Here is a 16,298-nt window from a genome sequence, read left to right as displayed (position 1 = left end):
ATGGCGGCTTGCTGGTACGGCATCGCGCGTACCGCGACGGTCGATCGCGCCGCCGCCTGGGCTGAGATCGACGACGGTGGCTCGGCCAAGATCGTCACCGGCGTCACGGAGATCGGCGAGGGCATCCTCACCGTGCTGGCGCAGATTGCCGCGCATGAGATGGGCGTGCGGCCGGAGCATGTGGTGATCGGCGACAACGACACCGCCCGCGCGCCCGAGGCGGCGCACGCCGGCGCGACGCGGCAGACCTACATGATCGGCAACGCGGTGGCGCTCGCCTCGCGCGAGGCGCGTGGGCGTCTGGTCGACGTTATGGCTGAACTGTGGAAGGTCGAACCCGCGACGATCCGGACCGGCAACGGCGAAATCTGGGCCGAGAACACCAATCACCGCGTCAGCATGGGCGAGGCGGTGAGTTGCGCCAAGAACCGCGGCGTGGTGCCGGTCGGCTCCGCCACCTTCGGCACCGACACGACTGCCATCGCCGATGCCGAAGGCGGCGACGGCGCCGGGCGGCCGTGGCAGGCCTATGTCTTCGGCTGCCAGGTCGCGGAAGTGGAAGTGGATACCCTAACCGGCGAGGTACAGGTGCTCGGCATCTGGGCGGCACATGACGTCGGCCGCGCCGTCAATCCGCAGGGCGTCGAAGGACAGATCGAAGGCGCGGTGGTGCAAGCGCTCGGTCAGGGTCTGATGGAGGACTACAAGCTCGAGCAGGGCCACACCTCGACGCCGGGCTTCGCCAAATACATCCTGCCGACCGCGCTCGACGTGCCCAAGGTGAACTCGATCATCGTCGAAGATCCCGATCCGATCGGACCGCTCGGCGTGAAGGGCATCGGCGAGCCGGCGATGGTGCCGACGATCCCGGCGATCATGAACGCCATCTACGACGCCGTCGGCGTGCGCATCACCTCGCTGCCGGCGACGCCGGAAAAGGTGCTGATGGCCATTCGCGAGAAAGAGCGGCGCGCGACCGGGCAGGCGGCGAGGTAGGCGATGATGGCGGGGATGGCGGAACGCGTGGAGAGCGAGACGCCTTTCGGCGCCGATCTCGGCGTCATTCGCCGTCTTGCCAATCTCATCCCCGGCGCCAAGCCGACGGCGGTCAATGGAATCCGCGTGGCTGCAAGCATCCGTCCGCGCAAGCTGGTCATCGTCGGCGGCGACGATACGCCGGTGACCATGCCACGGACCGCGTTCCAGGTCGTTTATCCGGACGGCACGGTGATGCTGGACGCTGGGCTGGACGAGGCGACGCATCGCTCGTTTTCGACGCCGGACAGGCCCGAGCCCTATTTCCCCGAGGCCTTCGCGCAGGTCGAGCGCGCGCTGGAGCGGGCGCGGATGATCGTGCTCACGCATTTCCATGCCGATCACGCCGCCGGCCTGACCCAATCGCCACATTTTGGCGCTCTGGCGGCGAAGACGATCGTGTCGGTGGAGACCGCGCGCTGCCTCGTCGAGACGCCGCACCGGCCGCATCTGACAATGTCGCCGTCCGACGTCGCGCGCATGAACATCATTACCTACGACCGCACTCTCGCCGTCGCACCGGGCCTGGTGCTGATCAAGGCGCACGGTCACAGCGCCGACCATCAGATGGTGTTCATCGCGCTCGCCGACGGCCGCGAGATCCTGCATAGCGTCGACGTCGGCTGGACGCTCGACAACATCCGCGCCGTCAAGGGCAAGGCAGCGCCCTGGGTCAAGGAAGATGTGCCGGCAGTAATCGGCCAGTTGCACTGGCTGAACGCTATTCTGCGGCAGGAGCCCAACGTGCGGCTGCTGGTGACGCATGACGACGCGCTGTTTGCGTCGATGGTTGCTGAAGGAGTGATTGGATCGGAACTGCAATAGCTCAAAAACGAGAAAGGGAGGAAACAATGATCGGAAGAATCAAAAGCGCACTCGTTGTGATCGCGGCTGTAGCGGCCTTGTGCGGCGTCGCCCGCGCCGACGGCTATCCGAGCCGCACGATCACGATGATCGTGCCTTACCCGGCGGGCGGGCCGAGCGACGTCGTCGCCCGCATCATCGCCGACGGCATGAGCAAAGTGCTCAAGCAGACCATCATCATCGAGAACGTCGGTGGCGCCGGCGGCACCATCGGCACCGCGCGCGTCGCCGAGGCTGCGCCCGACGGCTACACCTTGCTGGGCGCGAGCATGGGATCGCACGTCTCTGCGCCGGCGCTCTATCCACACCTCAAATATGACTCGACCAAGGATTTCGAACCGATCGGCCTGGCGCTGCACGCGCCGGCGGCGATCGTCGCGCGCAAGGACTTTCCGGCGAACAACTTCGCCGAGTTCGTGGATTACCTGAAGAAGCATGGCAATGCCGTGAAGCAGGCACATGGCGGCATCGGCTCGTCGTCCCATATGGCCTGCCTGCTGTTCACCTCGCATCTCGGCCTGCATCCGCAACTAATCGGCTATCGCGGCACCGGACCGGCGCTCAATGACGTCATCGGCGGGCACGTCGACTTCTTCTGTGAGCAGGTGGTGAGCGTGAAGGGCGCGATCCTCGGCGGCTCGATCAAGGCCTTCGCCGTCTCGGGCGATGCCCGCTCGCCGGCGATCCCGAACGTGCCGTCGGCGAAGGAAGTCGGCGACCCTGACTTTGCCATCAATATCTGGAGCGCGGTCTTCGCCCCGAAAGGCACCCCGAAGCCGATCGTCGACAAGCTCTCCGCTGCGCTCGACAAGGCGCTCGACGATCCGGCGCTGCAGAAGCGCATGATCGATCTCGGCGGTACCGTGCCGCCGAAGGCCAATCGCGGACCGGGCCCGCTGGCGAAAGTGCTCAAGACCGACATTGCCCGCTGGAACCCGATCCTGAAGTCGGCCATGGCCGCGAAGTAAGACGAGGAAGGCGATGCTCAGTCCCGCGCACGAGAACGAGCCGACGCGTGCCATGCGCGAGCGCGCCCGCATTGTTGCGGGCGCAGGTTCGCTCGTGCGTGCGATTGAGGTCGGAGCATTGCCGAAGCTGGTGGATGCCACTTTGGCGGAGGCTCTGGTCCTGGGACTGCTCAAGCAGGGGGTGAGCAAATACTTTGCCATTTTTGGACACGGCTCGACCGAACTCGGCAATGTGCTGCGCGTCTACGAAGAGGAGGGCGTCACCCGCACGCTCAACTGCCGCAACGAGGTGGAGATGGCGCATGCTGCGACGGCACTGCGCTGGCAGTACGGTGAACTCAGCGCGGTGGTGACCTCGATCGGTCCCGGAGCGCTGCAGGCCTTTGCCGGTTCGCTGGCGGCGGCTTCCAACGGCGTTGGTGTCTATCACATCTACGGCGACGAAACGACGTACGGCGAAGGCTACAATATGCAGCAGGTGCCGAAGGAGGAGCAGGGGCTGTTTGGCCGCATAACTGCAGTGCTCGGCCAGTCCTATGTGCTGCACACGCCGGAGGGCCTGCGCGATGCGCTGCGGCGCGGCGCGCTCTGCGTCAATCATCCCTATCGCGCGGGTCCGTTCTATCTGCTGCTGCCGCTCAACACGCAGCCGGCGCGGGTCACCGTGAACCTTTCTGCCTTGCCGGAGCAACCGCAACTGCCGAAACTGGCGCCCGCCGGCGACCTCGAGCTCGCGCGGGCGGCGGAACTGATCGGCGGCGCGGCGCGCGTGGCAATCAAGGCGGGCGGCGGCACACGCGGCCATGACGCGGCAGTGCGGCGGCTGGCGGAAGCGTCCGGTGCGGCGGTCGTCCTGTCGCCGGGATCGACCGGCGTCTTACCTGACGCACATCCGCAGAACATGCACGTCGGCGGCTCCAAGGGCTCGATCAGCGGCAACTACGCGATGGGCGAGGCGGAGCTGCTGATCGTCATCGGGTCGCGCGCGGTGTGCCAGGCCGACTGCTCCGGCATCGGCTACAAGAAGGCGCGCGCGGTCATCAACATCAACGGCGATTTCGCCGATGCGCTGCATTACAACAACACTTTGGCGCTGTCCGGCGACATCGGTATTATCTGCGCGCGGCTCGCGGAGCGCGTTGCGGCGTCGCGCGCCGCGGATGGCAAAGCCGCGTGGCTCGCCGCCTGCGCCGGCAAGAAGATGGAATGGCAGGCGTTCAAGCAGCAGCGCTTCGACTGCCCGCCTCTGCAAGACGAGGTCTGGCAGCGGCCGGTGTTGACGCAACCGGCGGCGATCAAGGTCGTCGCCGACTTCGCCAGGCAGATCGGCGCGGCAAAGCTGTTCGACGCCGGCGACGTGCAGGCGAACGGCTTCCAGATCGTCGAGGATGACCGGACCGGCGACACCTATACGGAGTCGGGGGCCTCCTACATGGGCTTCGCCGTCAGCGGCCTGTTGGCCGGCGGCCACGCCGCCGTGCCGCGCTACAGCATCGCCTTCACCGGCGACGGCTCGTTCATGATGAACCCGCAGATCCTCGTCGATGCGGTCGAGCATGGCGTGCGCGGCATGATCGTTATCTTCGACAACCGCCGCATGGCAGCCATCACCGGCCTGCAATTGGCGCAATACAACGCGGATTTCCGTACCAATGACGGCGTTGCTGTCGATTACCTGCAACTCGCCGCGGCGGTGGAAGGCGTGCGCGCGCTGCATGGCGGCTACAACGCGGCGGCGCTGCGCCAGGCGCTGGACGAGGCGCATGCGCATGATGGCCTCTCGGTCGTGCATGTGCCGGTCTACGCCGGGCCGGACGAGCGCGCCGGGCTCGGCGCCTGGGGTCAGTGGAACGTCGGCAACTGGTGCGAGGGCGTGCAGGCGGAGTGGGTCCGGCAGGACCTCTGATCGCTAGTCCTTCTTCTTCTCGTCGTCATCCTCGTCGGGCATCTTCGGCAGGTGGTGCGCGATGCCCTTGTGGCAGTCGATGCAGGTCAGGCCGGCTTTCAGACCCGGCATCATGCCCTTCTGCGCCGCGTCCGACATCTTGTGGATATCGAACGCGTCTTCGCTGTGGCAATTGCGGCATTCGCGCGAGTTCGTCGCCTTCATTGTGTACCAGACGTGCTGCGCGAGCTCGAGCCGATGCGCCTCGAACTTCTCCGGCGTGCCGACGGTGCCGAGCATCTTATGCAAAAGCTCGTTGCTCGCCTGGATCTTGCGCTGGAGCTTGAAAATCCATTGGTGCGGCACGTGGCAGTCGGAGCAGATCGCCCGCACGCCTTTTGGATTCTTGTAGTGAATGGACTGCTTGTACTCCTGGTACACCGTGTCGCGCATCTCGTGACAGCCGGTGCAGAATTCGAGCGTGTTGGTCGACTCCATCGCCCAGTTGAAGCCGCCCCAGAAGATGACGCCGCCGATGCCGCCGGCGATCAACAGAGCGCCGAGCGATACGCGCGAGCTCGGGCGCCAGAAGAACGTCCAGGCGCGCGCGAGCCATGCCATCAGCGGCGTCAACTTACCTTCTTTGGCCATGGCAGTGTCCTGTGCTGGGCAGGCCGTCCTACCACTTCACCCCGAGCGAGGCGCCGATCAGGTGGGCGTTGTAGTTGGGGTTGTCGTAGGCCATCCAGGTCATGAAGCCGGTGCTGCCGACAACCGAATTCATGTAGGCCTGCATGATGTCCTGGTCGAAATTGTCGACGCTGTTGCGCTCCCACACGTAGCGCAGCTTGGCGTAGGCGGTGCCTTTGATGCCGAAGACCCGCACCGCGTCTTTATCGAACGTATATTTCGCCTGCGCCTCCAGCCGCTGCCATTGCCCTTTGATATCAGGATACTGCGGACTGGGTTGCGCGCCGCTGTCCGAGTACTGCGGCCCGCTGCTCTTTGACAGCGACATGGTGTAGCTGAGCTTCATATCGAGCTTGTCGGGAATTGCTCTCCAATTGACGCCGCCCATGAAGGTATTCACTCGATCAATGACATCCGTGTGGAACGTGTTTGCGGGTGTCAGAGCGGCGGTGCCGGTGACGGAAGTGTATTTCAAGTTTTGCTGGTACTGCTCGTTCATGTAGGACAGCAGGAACGTCGTCGACGGGTTAACCGCGTAGGCGAGTTCGATGCCTGCCCGGACGGCTTGCGAGCGGCTGAGGCCGAGCTCCGTCGCGCTGATCGAATAGTCGTCGACCTGATAGCCAAACGTCGGAGTGACTGTAAGGCCGCGAATGACGTCGATGGCGACCGAGAACTGACCTTTACTCCGCGCACGATTATCCAGATAGAACTGACGCATCGCCGTGGACGAAATCGTGTTGCAGTTGGCGGCGGCGCAGGTTGTGCTGGCCCATTGGAAGATGCTGTTAGCGGTGGAATTATAGTTGTCATACATGCGATCGGAATATGACCAACTTGCGCGCGTCGCCAGCCATATCCATGGCTTCCAATCGACGAACGCCTTACCGGTATGTTCGTTGGTGACGTCGGCGTCGGCGCGGGTCCAGTTATAGCGCTCGTAGCCGTAGCCGACGCCCAGGTTCCATTCGCGCGAAGGCCGCCAATCGAGGTCGGCGCCACCATTCTGTTTCGTGTAGGAAACCGAAAGGCTGTGCACCTTGGTGTAGGATGCGCTGGTCGACGACGCGAGCTTGGTGTCGGTGACGACCCAGTCCGGAAATAGCAATTCTGGCGTCTGATTGTCGAAGTCATAATAACGGTAGCTGAACTTCGATTTGAACTCGGGCGTGATCTGCGTCGTCACCACGTTGTTCGAGAGGAAGGTGTTGATCTGGCCGTTGAGGCTCGATGCCGGCAGAGTAGGGGGCGCGCCCATGGAGGCATAGGGCGTGGCGGTACCGCCGTTGTAGACGGTCGCCGCGCTGGTGAACGGGATAAAGCTCTCATTCTGCCGCATCATCGTATAGGCGAGGGTGCCCATGTAGCGGCTCTTGGCCGGCAGGTCCGCGCCCAGCGTCGAGGTGAAGCCGTGCGCCTGATTGTCGGGCCACAGCCCCATGGTGGCGAAAGGACTCGACGGCGACCCGTTGCTCGCGGTGGTGCCGCCGCGAGCGCATTCGCCCGGACCCGATCCGGTGCCGCAGAACGGGTTCTCGACGCTGTAGGAACTGCTGGCGTCCTGATAGACCGAACCGGCGTAGCCGAGCTTGACTGTGAACAGCTTTCCCCAAGGCGCTGTGCCCTGATACTCGCCGTTGATGCCGAAGTTCTGGGTCGTGTCGTCCACCGGTTTGGGGACCTGCGCGGTGACGCCTGTCGCTCCCGGTGAGAAAACGACGCCTTCGACCTGCGTGCCCCAGCGATGCATGTTCGAATAGTCGACGTGGATGTCCCAGGCCGTCGTCGGCGTCCAGCGGAAGTCGACCGTCGCGGTGTCGCGCCGGATGCCGATATCCGTCGTGTGCAGATTATTGGTGATGTCCCGCTGGACGGCGGTGGCGTTGGCGCCGGGGAGGGTCGCGTTTGTGCACCCGGTCGGCGGTTTGCCCGCGACGCGCGTACATCCGGCATCCTTGAACAGTGTATTGGACAGCCCGGCGGGCAGCGTCAGCGTCGTCGTGCCGACGCCGTTGTAGAGGGTCTGCGCGTTGGTGCTGTAGATGTGTGGCGTCTGATCCCAACCGACGCCGACGTAGTATTCTCCGGCCTTCGATCCGTTTACTTCGAAGCGCTGGTCGTTGTAGCCGACATTGTCGGCCCAGAAGTCGACGTTCCAGAGTCCATCCTTGGTGCCGAAGTTCAGCCAGCCGTCGGTGAATGGGCCGGGGCGGATGTCGCTGTATTCGTAGTACTTGCCGAGGCTCGTCTGGCCCTGGCTGGCGACGCCGTCCTTGCCAGGATTGTTGAGGAAGAAGCGGCCACCGGCTTCGACGTTGCCGTGGAATGCCCACCAGGTGTCCGCAACGGAAGCAGTTTCCGCGGACTGCGCCGCAGCGGGGGTCATATATGCAGCCGCTGCGGTGAGCGCCGCAGCCGCCGTCGAAAATAGCACTCGTCGTTTCATGTCCTGCGCCCCCCGGGCAGCACAACTTCACAAGCTTCAATCACCCGCACGCGCCCGCTAGCGATGCAGCAGCGCTCCCGACGGACTGTTGGTGCCGTGTACTTCGGTATGACAGTTCTGGCAGGAGCGGCTCATCGCCTGCGGGACGAGAGGTCCTGTTACGTTGCCGCCGTGCCCGAAGGTGTGGCACTCGGTGCACAGGCGCGGGCGCGAGACCTTCAGCATGAACTCGTTCACGGAGCCATGCGGGTCGTGGCAGTTCAGGCAATTTTCCCGAACGGGCAGGTGTTCGAACAGGAAGGGGCCGCGCTTCTCGGCGTGACACTTGTAACAGGTGTCGTTGATCGAGGCCGTCCGCAGCAGGCCCTCGGTGAAAGAACCGTGCGGATTATGACAATCGGAGCAGACGATCTTGCCTTCGCCCAGCGGCATATGCGAGGAGCGCGCCATCTGCGCGCGCCGGTCCTTGTGGCACTGGAAGCATGTGTCGGGCTCGAACGCGGTCTTCAGCTGGAATTTGCGCGAGACCGTCTTCATGACCGTGTGGCAGTCCGTGCAGGCGAGCCCGCGGGTCTCGTGCACGCTGCCGCTCCAGTAGGTGCGCTCGCCGCGTTCGTGGCAGCCGAGGCAGATCGTGTTGTTCTCCGCTGCGGCGCGCGAGGGGTCGTCCTTGCGGAAGGAGATAATGCCGCCAACGCCGCGGCCGCCGCCAAGGCGTGCGTGCTCGGAACCGGGGCCGTGGCAGGTTTCGCACTGGATCTTGCCCTGCTTCATCAGGCGGCCCATCAGCGTATGGCCGAAGCCTTCGGCTTGGCTCGTGTGACAGCCGAGACAGACCTTGGTGCCGACGTAACTGGCTTCGACCGTCGGTTTGGAGGCGCGGACCGGCTTGGCGGCCGGCGCAGTTGCCTGCTCCGGCGTTGTCGGCGCGTCCTTGTGGCCGCTGAAGAACTCGCGCAAGGCGTCGACGGCGTTGTCGGCCTCGGCAAGCTTGATCGTCGGCGCTAGTACGGATTGTGGCGCGCCGATATCGCGAACAAAGTCACGCAGCGCCGTGAGGCTGCCATCCGCCCGGTCGCCGGGGGCGGCAACGACGGCTTTCATGTAGGCTTGGAGATTGGCAACCGGATCGGTGATCGCGCTCGCCGCGGACGCACGTGATAGGCCGAAGAAAAGCAACAGGCTGCCGAGCGTGCAGGCCGCCACCAGGACTCGCGCGGCTACGCGGTTGCACTCGACGCGTCCGCCCGGCTTCTGCACGGACTGCGCAGAGCCTTCGCCCATGACTGCCGACATTACAGCCACCCCTTACCAAGATCGGAGTGTCGGTAATTGCAAAAGTCCGATCAAGCGGATTGTTATGTTGAACCACTTCGGAAACCCGGGATTCGTTGACGCTTATCAAAGAACATGGCCGAGCATGTAGATTTGACATCGCGCCTTGACCAAGATCAAAAACTTTAAAGTCTTGTCTTGTGCTTGCTGCATGCGTGGGCAACCAATTTTGAAGTTGCCATTCGTTGTCTGCGCGCACTCAATAGCGACGTTCGATGTTCGTTTTTTTGCGATGCAATCCGATCAACGACTCGAAGGAGAGCTACATGAAAACAATGTTATATAGGTCTCGCGCTTCGTCCAAAACGTTGGGCGAGCGCGTCGGCGTTGCGATCGGAGTCGCGAGCTTACTGTTTGGGATGGCTCAGATCGCAATTCCGACCGCCGCCCAGGCCAAGCCGGAATTCGCAGCGCAAACCGGTCTGCCGTGCGGCCAGTGCCACGTGAGCCCGGCGGGTGGCGGCAAGCTCAAGGCGTTCGGCGAGAAGTTCAAGGCGAACGGATTCAAGCTCAAGAAGTAGGGTTTTGCGTTTGCGTACAAATGAAGGTGATGCATTCCGACGTTGGTCCCCAACGCCGAAATGCATCGCGCTTTCGCAAGAGGCCCTTGCCGGCGTGCTGGTGCGACAATGACGTTATGGTTCGCCTTCGCAGTGATGACGGCGCTCGCCGCCATCGGTATCGTCTGGCCGTTATGGCGGAAGCACGACGCGCACCGCTCCGGCAGCGATGTCGTCGTCTATCGCGACCAACTCGACGAGATTGGGCGTGATCGGGTGCTGGGTCTGATCGGTCCCGCCGAAGCCGAGGCCGCGCGCATCGAAGTATCGCGGCGGATGCTCGCGGCGGCCGACCAGGGTAAGAGGATCGAGAAAGCGCCCGACGCGCCGCGGTGGCGGCGGCACATGGTGTTCGCCGCCTCGCTCACGGCGATAACGCTTGGCGCCAGCGCTCTTTACCTGCGCCTCGGCACGCCGAGCATGGCCTTCGAAGCCTCCACGCCGGCGCGGGCGTCCGCCGTTGCGGCAGGCGACTCTGTCGAGCAACTGGTTGCGCGAGCCGAAAACTACCTGACGCAGAATCCGCGGGATGCCCGCGCGTGGGAGGTGCTGGCGCCGGTCTACATGCGGGTCGGCCGCTACGGCGACGCGGCCAACGCCTGGCGCAACGTCATCCAGTTGTCGGGTGAGAATGGCGACCGGCTCGCCAATCTCGGCGAAGCGCTGGTGGCCGAGGCGAACGGCGTCGTTACTGCCGACGCCAAAAGCGCTTTCGTGCGCGCCACGGCGATCGATCCGAAATCAGTGAGCGGGCGCTATTATCTTGCGCTCGCGGCGGAACAGGACGGCCGCCGCGACGAGGCGGCACAGATCTTCCGCAGCCTTGTCGCCGATGCGCCGCCGGGTGCGCATTGGGTGGCGCAGGTACGCGATGCCATCGCCCGCCTGGACGGCCAGCCGGCGAAGTCGTTGCCCGGGCCGACGCCGGCGCAGATGCTCGCCGCCGCCAAAGAGCCGCCGACCGATCAGCAGGCCATGATTCGCAGCATGGTGGCGCGGCTCGCCGCCCGGCTGAAGCAGGATGGCTCCGATCCGGACGGCTGGGCGCGGCTCGTGCGCTCGTATTCGGTGCTTGGGGAGCCGGAGCAGGCGCGCGCAGCCGCCGCCGACGCGCGCCGGGCACTCGCCGCCGATCCGGACAAGCTCACCAAACTGGAGTCCGCGCTCAAGGGCGACGGGCCGGAAGCCCCGCCGGCCACCTCGGCTGCAACGCCGCCCGCAGCGCAGGCCACCATGCCGCAGCACGACGTGGCCGACATGGTCGCGCGCCTGGCCGCGCGGCTGAAGCAGACGGGCTCCGACCCCGAGGGCTGGCTGATGCTCACGCGCTCCTATGTGACGCTCGGCCAGAAGGACAAGGCCGCAGGCGCTATCCGCGACGCGCGCCAAGCCTTGGCGGGCGATCCCGACAAGCTTGTCCAATTCGATGATTCGATCAGGCGCTTCAACCTCGAGGATGGATTGCACCGCTGACCGGCGGCAGCAGCGGCTTTGAGCGGCGCATGTTGATGTATCTCAAGCCGCTCAAGGGACGACGGACGCAGACTTTCCGTGTCGCCGGGTGATTTCCATGTTCATCGGCGGCGTCGGCGATGAGACCAGGAATAGGAGATTGATATGAACCGCTATCTTTTCATTTGCGCCGGCACCGTCCTCCTCGGCGTCGGGGGCGTGGTGGCCGATGGCGTGCTCAAGTCGGCGCAGGTCTGCGCGGCGGAAGAGCAGGTGAGCTTTAAGGGGGACATCCAGCCGCTGCTGAAATGGCGCTGCTCCGGGTGCCACGAAGGCACCGGCGAGGGCGTGCAGAAGAGCGGGCTCGATCTGTCCAACTATGCCGGGCTGATGAAGGGCACCAAGTTCGGCCGCATGGTGATCCCGGGCGATCCGGAAAGCAGCAACCTGATGATGCTGCTCGACTGGCGCGTCGCGCCCGCGATCCGCATGCCGCACGGCAAGAAGCAACTGTCGAGCTGCGACCGCGACGCGATCCGTACCTGGATCCGGCAGGGCGCGAAGGACAACTGAAGCTACGGTCCCGGCTAAGGCACAGGCGCGGACAGAACGCGACGAGGAGACGTTCGATGTTGATCTACCGGTTCGCCGCATTCCTGACCGTCGCCGGTGCCGTCGGCTTCGCCATTTCCAGCCTGATCTTTCCGAGCGGCGCCGCCGGGCCGGTCTTCGTCGCCGCCGCGCTGTGCACCATCGCAGGTCCGCTGCTGTTTTTCTGCACCGTGATGATCGAGGTGTGGCTCGAATATTGGGCGAGCGGACATCCTGTGGTCCGCTTTGCCGGGTCCATCCCGACGGCTGGCCCGTCGTCTCCGGCCGCCGACCACTGGACGCCGGAAGGCTTGTTGCGCGAGCCGAAAGGCCCGATGAGTCCCCTCAGAGGCCGGGGCGACGAGCGCTGATGCGGCCTTAATGCGGTCGCGCGATCGCGGGCTGGCGGTGTTTGAGGTCGTGCAATATCGACTGCCGCCGCGTTGCAGGGCAGGTCAGTTTCACAGCTTTTCGCCCGGTTCCGCTCCGTTGGCCCGGGATAACCGATCACATTTTCTTTTCGCCATTCCCAAGCTTCCCGTTCTTGCCTAGCCTTCGGAGAAGAGCGTCGGCGAACGACGCCTCAACAAGACCGGCGAGGGCGGCGGCATCCGCCGCCTGTCGCGGCAGGCCAGGGAGCGACACGCCATGAATCAAAGTTTTACCCTCAATGTGAACGGGGTCAGTCATAAGATCGACGCCGATCCGGACATGCCGCTGCTCTACGCCTTGCGCGACGAGCTTGGGCTGAACAATCCGCATTTCGGTTGTGGCCTGGCGCAGTGTGGCGCCTGCACGGTGCATCTCGACGGTCAGGCGACGCGATCCTGCGTGACGCCGCTGTCGGCGGTCGGCGATGCGAAGGTCACCACTCTCGCCGGGCTCGGCACGCCGGAGAAGCCGCACCCTCTGCAGACGGCGTATGTGGAAGAGCAGGTGCCGCAATGCGGCTACTGTATCAACGGCTGGATCATGACCGCCGCCGCCTTCCTGCGTGACAAGAAAAAGCCCACAGAGGCCGAGATCAAGGATGCGCTGTCCGGCCTCAAGTGCAGGTGCGGGACGCACGTCAGTATCCTCAAAGCGGTCAAGCGCGCCGCCACGATGATGGGTTGAGGGAGGGCGTCATGACCAAGCACGAACACCGCAACGTTTTCTCCCGACGCTCCGTCCTGCTCGGCGGCGGCGCACTCGTGGTCTCCATCGGTGCGGCGCTGCCGCTCGACACGCTCATGGCGATCGACGCAGCGCAGGCGCAGGGGGCGAAGCCACCGCTGACGCCCGATCAGCTCTCGTCCTACATCGCCGTCGGCGCCGACGGCCACGTCAGCGCCTATTTCGGCAAGATGGACATGGGGCACGGCCTGCACGTCGCCATCGGTCAGATGGTGGCGGAAGAGCTCGACGTGCCGTTCAAGAGCGTCACCGTGGTGATGGGCGATACCGGCACCTCGGTGAACCAGGGCGGTGCCTCCGGCTCCACCGGCATCCAGCTCGGCGGCAAGCAGTTGCGCGCCGCGGCCGCGGAAGCGCGCCGCGTGCTGGTGGAGATGGCGGCGGCACACCTGTCGCTGCCGGCCGACAAGCTCTCCGTTAGTGACGGCGTGGTGCATGGCGGCGACGGAAAGCGTGTCAGCTACGCCGAACTCATCGGCGGCCGCTACTTCAACGTCACGCTCGACTGGAACAAGAAGTACGGCAACCCACTCTATGCGCCGGGCAAGGCCAAGCCGAAGAGCCCGAGCGCCTACAAGATTGTCGGTCAGCCCATCAAGCGCGAGGACGTCGCGCCGAAAGTGTTCGCTCAGGCCGACTTCGTCACCGACATCAAGGTGGCGGGCATGATGCACGCGCGAATGGTGCGCCCGAGCGTCGCCGGCGCGGTGCCGGTGAAGGTGGACGAGGCTTCGATCAAGGACATCGCCGGCGCGAAGGTCGTCTGGGACAAGGGCTTCCTCGCCGTCGTCGCCGAGAAGGAATGGGATGCGATCAAGGCCTCCCGCGCGCTGAAGGTGGAATGGTCGCAGCCACAGCCGGCTTTCCCGGAGCAGGCCAAGCTCTACGATCACATCCGCATGACCCCGGCGCGCAAGCGCGAGGTCGAGAAGCACAACGGCGACGTGGATGCCGCCTTCGCCAAGGCCGCCAAGATCATCGAGGCGGATTACGAGTGGCCGTTCCAGTCACATGCCAGCATGGGGCCGGCCTGCGCGCTGGTCGAGATCAAGGACGGCAAGGTTACCTGCTGGAGCGGCACGCAGAAATCGCACTTCGTGCAGCAGGGGCTCGCGGCCACCCTGAACGTGCCGGTCGATGCCGTGCGCGTGATCTGGACCCCCGGGCCGGGCTCCTACGGTCGCAACGATGCCGACGACGCCGCCATGGACGCGGCGGTGCTGGCGAAAGCCGTTGGACGTCCGGTCCGCGTGCAGTACATGCGCGACCAAGGCACGGGCTGGGACCCGAAAGGGCCGGCCTCGACGCACAGGGCGCGCGCGGCGCTCGACGCCTCAGGAAAAATGATCGCCTACGATTTCCTGAGCAAAGGCTTCTCCCGTGTCGACGTGAACACCAACGGCAGCAAGCCGTGGGACACCCTGGCCGGACAGACGACGGGCGTCGCGCTGAAGTCGGGCGACGGCTTCGGCACGCCGGCGGAATCCTATGCAGTCGAGAACAAGCGGCTCGCGTGGGAGACCATCCCGCCGCTGCTCGACCGCGCCTCGCCGCTGCGCACCTCGCATCTGCGCGACCCGGTCGGACCGCAGATTCACTTCGCCAGCGAGTCGTTCATCGACGAGGTGGCCGCCGCCGCCAACGCCGACCCGATCGAATTCCGCCTGCGCCATCTCACTGATGCGCGCGACATCGCCGTGATCAAAGCGGCGGCGGAGCGGGCGAAATGGGACACCCGCCCGTCGCCGCGGCGCGGTCAGACCGGCAACAAACTGTCCGGGCGCGGCATCGCCTACGCACAGCGGAGCGGGACGCGCGTCGCCATCATCGCCGAAGTGGAGGTCGAGCGCAGCAGCGGCAGGATCTGGGCGCGCAAGATGACGGTGGCGCACGACTGCGGGCAGATCATTAATCCGGACGGATTGGTGAAGTGCATCGAAGGCAACATCGTGCAGGGGATCAGCCGCACGCTGCTCGAGCAGGTGGCCTTCGACCGCAAGACGGTGACCAGCGTCGACTGGGTGACCTATCCAATCCTCGACATCACCGAGACGCCGGGTGAGATCGATGTCGTGCTGGTCAACCATCCGGAGATCGCGCCGTCCGGCGCCGGCGAACCGTCGAGCCGGCCGATCGCGGCGGCGATCGCCAACGCAGTCTTCGATGCAACGGGCGTGCGCATCCGCCGCGTGCCGTTGACGCCGGAGCAGGTGAAGGCGGCACTGACACAGGCGATCTAGGCTGAGCATATTGACGGCGAGCGGCAGCGCTTTTGCGCTGCCGCTTCCGCTTTGGCAGCTACTGGTGCGCTGCCAACTCGCGCACGATCGGCGTCCATTTCGCCGACTCTTCCGCCAGGAAAGCGGCGGACTTCTCCGGCGACATGACGTTGATCTCCGAGCCGAGCGCCTCGATGCGCTGACGCACGTTGGGCTCGCGCACGGCCTCGGCGAGACCGGCGTTGAGTTTTGCCACAATCGTTTTTGGCGTTCCGGCCGGCGCCATCATGGCGGTGAATGTCGAAGCGACGAGCTTTGGGTAGCCGAGCTCCGCCATCGTCGGCACGTCCGGCAGCACCGGCGAGCGCTTGTCGCTGCTGACGGCCAGCGCGCGGAGGGTGCCGGCCTTGACGAAGGGCGACGCGCTGTTGACCTGGTCAATCGTGAAATCGGCGTGCCCGCCGATCAGATCATTCACCGCCGGCGTCGTGCCGCGATACTGGACCGTCGTCCACTTCAGATTCAGCTGCCGCTTCATGTATTCGCTGAGCAGATCGTTGCTGCTGCCGATGCCGCCTTGCGCCGAGATCATCTTGCCGTCCGCCGTCTTGGCGTGAGCGATGAAGTCCTTGAAAGTCTTGTCGGCTGACTTGTTGTTGACCACCACGACAAGCGGCGTGAACGAAACCGTCGCCACCGTCTCGAAGTCCTTGTTCCAGGCGTACGGATGCTCTTTCACCAGGTCCGATGCGAACAAAATCGGTCCGTTCGCGGAGAAGAGGAAGGTGTAGCCATCCGGCGCGGCATGCGCGACGGCGAGCGCGCCGATGACGCCGCCGGCGCCGCCTTTGTTGTCGATGATGAAGGACTGATGCAGCTTCTGTTGCAGCGACTGGGCGATAATGCGGATGACCACGTCCGCATTGCCGCCGGGCGCGTAGGGGACGACGAAATGGACCGGGCGCTCCGGCCAGTTTTGCGCGGATGCGGCTGGACAGGCGAGCGCGCCGGCAAGCGCCAATACGGCGAACAATAGTCGCTTCATCTGAGTTCTCCCTGTGGCGGGCCGTCGTCGTA

General features: G+C 64.9%; 14 protein-coding genes. 10 read left to right on the top strand and 4 right to left on the bottom strand.

Annotated elements, in window-relative coordinates:
- From VGV41_RS08750 to VGV41_RS08735, 4 genes are read left to right on the top strand one after another with little or no spacing between them, the layout of a single operon-like run.
- The gene (locus tag VGV41_RS08750) at window positions 1-996 is read left to right on the top strand and encodes a xanthine dehydrogenase family protein molybdopterin-binding subunit (protein WP_326863427.1); all 996 of its coding nucleotides are present in this window, start codon (window positions 1-3) and stop codon (window positions 994-996) included.
- Between the two features lie 15 nt (window positions 997-1,011).
- Window positions 1,012-1,860 (top strand): MBL fold metallo-hydrolase, encoded by an 849-nt coding sequence (locus VGV41_RS08745; protein WP_326863426.1) that lies wholly within the window; start codon window positions 1,012-1,014, stop codon window positions 1,858-1,860.
- 26 nt (window positions 1,861-1,886) lie between these two features.
- The gene (locus tag VGV41_RS08740) at window positions 1,887-2,867 is read left to right on the top strand and encodes a tripartite tricarboxylate transporter substrate-binding protein (RefSeq protein WP_326863425.1); all 981 of its coding nucleotides are present in this window, start codon (window positions 1,887-1,889) and stop codon (window positions 2,865-2,867) included.
- Window positions 2,868-2,880: 13 nt separating this feature from the next.
- Complete coding sequence (locus VGV41_RS08735) at window positions 2,881-4,773, top strand: thiamine pyrophosphate-dependent enzyme (RefSeq protein ID WP_326863424.1); 1,893 nt, start codon at window positions 2,881-2,883, stop codon at window positions 4,771-4,773.
- 3 nt (window positions 4,774-4,776) lie between these two features.
- On the opposite strand, the gene VGV41_RS08730 is transcribed toward VGV41_RS08735, so the two are convergent.
- From VGV41_RS08730 to VGV41_RS08720, 3 genes are read right to left on the bottom strand one after another with little or no spacing between them, the layout of a single operon-like run.
- Window positions 4,777-5,403: a NapC/NirT family cytochrome c gene (locus VGV41_RS08730; RefSeq protein WP_326863423.1), complete on the bottom strand. Its 627-nt coding sequence runs from the start codon at window positions 5,401-5,403 to the stop codon at window positions 4,777-4,779.
- A 28-nt stretch (window positions 5,404-5,431) separates the two neighbouring features.
- The gene (locus tag VGV41_RS08725) at window positions 5,432-7,888 is read right to left on the bottom strand and encodes an MtrB/PioB family decaheme-associated outer membrane protein (protein WP_326863422.1); all 2,457 of its coding nucleotides are present in this window, start codon (window positions 7,886-7,888) and stop codon (window positions 5,432-5,434) included.
- 57 nt (window positions 7,889-7,945) lie between these two features.
- Window positions 7,946-9,184: a DmsE family decaheme c-type cytochrome gene (locus tag VGV41_RS08720; RefSeq protein ID WP_326863421.1), complete on the bottom strand. Its 1,239-nt coding sequence runs from the start codon at window positions 9,182-9,184 to the stop codon at window positions 7,946-7,948.
- A 398-nt stretch (window positions 9,185-9,582) separates the two neighbouring features.
- Between VGV41_RS08720 and VGV41_RS08715 the strand changes: the two genes are divergently transcribed.
- The 6 genes from VGV41_RS08715 to VGV41_RS08690 all read left to right on the top strand — a co-directional run bounded on the left by VGV41_RS08715 (window position 9,583) and on the right by VGV41_RS08690 (window position 15,242).
- Complete coding sequence (locus VGV41_RS08715) at window positions 9,583-9,744, top strand: hypothetical protein (RefSeq protein ID WP_326863420.1); 162 nt, start codon at window positions 9,583-9,585, stop codon at window positions 9,742-9,744.
- Between the two features lie 108 nt (window positions 9,745-9,852).
- The gene (gene ccmI, locus VGV41_RS08710; protein WP_326863419.1) at window positions 9,853-11,256 is read left to right on the top strand and encodes a c-type cytochrome biogenesis protein CcmI; all 1,404 of its coding nucleotides are present in this window, start codon (window positions 9,853-9,855) and stop codon (window positions 11,254-11,256) included.
- 144 nt (window positions 11,257-11,400) lie between these two features.
- Window positions 11,401-11,808 carry a c-type cytochrome domain-containing protein gene (locus tag VGV41_RS08705; protein WP_326863418.1) on the top strand — a complete coding sequence of 136 codons (408 nt, stop codon included), beginning with the start codon at window positions 11,401-11,403 and terminating at the stop codon, window positions 11,806-11,808.
- Between the two features lie 56 nt (window positions 11,809-11,864).
- The gene (locus VGV41_RS08700) at window positions 11,865-12,197 is read left to right on the top strand and encodes a hypothetical protein (protein WP_326863417.1); all 333 of its coding nucleotides are present in this window, start codon (window positions 11,865-11,867) and stop codon (window positions 12,195-12,197) included.
- 277 nt (window positions 12,198-12,474) lie between these two features.
- The gene (locus tag VGV41_RS08695) at window positions 12,475-12,942 is read left to right on the top strand and encodes a (2Fe-2S)-binding protein (protein ID WP_326863416.1); all 468 of its coding nucleotides are present in this window, start codon (window positions 12,475-12,477) and stop codon (window positions 12,940-12,942) included.
- An 11-nt stretch (window positions 12,943-12,953) separates the two neighbouring features.
- Window positions 12,954-15,242, top strand: coding sequence for a xanthine dehydrogenase family protein molybdopterin-binding subunit (locus tag VGV41_RS08690; RefSeq protein ID WP_326863415.1), 2,289 nt, complete (start codon window positions 12,954-12,956; stop codon window positions 15,240-15,242).
- Between the two features lie 58 nt (window positions 15,243-15,300).
- On the opposite strand, the gene VGV41_RS08685 is transcribed toward VGV41_RS08690, so the two are convergent.
- Window positions 15,301-16,266: a tripartite tricarboxylate transporter substrate binding protein gene (locus VGV41_RS08685; RefSeq protein ID WP_326863414.1), complete on the bottom strand. Its 966-nt coding sequence runs from the start codon at window positions 16,264-16,266 to the stop codon at window positions 15,301-15,303.
- Window positions 16,267-16,298: the final 32 nt, after the last annotated feature.

Source organism: Pseudolabrys sp., assembly GCF_035943735.1.
Classification (GTDB): Bacteria; Pseudomonadota; Alphaproteobacteria; order Rhizobiales; family Xanthobacteraceae; genus Pseudolabrys.
This window is presented reverse-complemented; position numbering and strand designations above follow the sequence as displayed.